The 667-nt window shown below is 45.6% G+C and carries 1 protein-coding gene; it reads right to left on the bottom strand.

Annotation, left to right across the window (positions count from 1 at the left end):
- The coding region (locus B5G11_RS16095) for a transposase (protein ID WP_204229641.1) at positions 1-667 on the bottom strand (667 nt) is incomplete at both ends.

Here is a 667-nt window from a genome sequence, read left to right as displayed (position 1 = left end):
TCTTTCCACGAGAACGGGACATGGCTTTCTCGTACATTTCTTCCAGAGAAACACGTTTATGATTGAAATAAAGCTCTAAGAACAGCATGGTTGTACCGCATTCACATTTGATCGGGTCATAACCAAAGGAAGAAAGGATGGCGGTACGCCACTGGTTAAAACTCCTGTAAATGTGGTGTTTTTCCCGGGAAATGGTCCTGCGGAGTTTTTTATCAATCTCCCTGTGCCTGGCATAAATGCCGCCATAGCGGATCATCTTAAAATGTTTTTCCGGGATATGACGGACCAGACGCTGTATAAATTCCATGACCGGGATAGTCTCTTCCACATATTGATCATCTTCATGGCGATTGTAATGGAAGGTAACGAAGTCAGCATCATAGTTGTCAATGCGGGAAGTAGCGATCACCGGACGGCCGAGATAGCGGCCGATATATTTGATAGCAGTTTTCGGGTCACAGTTATTGGGTTTGGCATAGACATAGAAGCCGTCTTTGTGTTCCCGGTAGCAGCGAGCCTTCACCTTTTTAAAAGAAGGGCCGATCTTAGCCTCCAATTCATTCAGGAGAGCAGTACGGAAAGCGTTGCGCAGATAAGTATAGTTGAAATGATGAGTCTTGCGCCAGAAAGCATTGTCGCTGTAACCGCCCTCAGAAATAAGACAATG

The sequence above is a fragment of the Drancourtella sp. An57 genome, from assembly GCF_002161525.1.
In the GTDB taxonomy this organism is placed as follows: domain Bacteria; phylum Bacillota; class Clostridia; order Lachnospirales; family Lachnospiraceae; genus Sellimonas; species Sellimonas catena.
The sequence above is the reverse complement of the archived record's forward strand: the minus strand, read 5'-3'. Positions and strand labels throughout refer to the sequence as shown.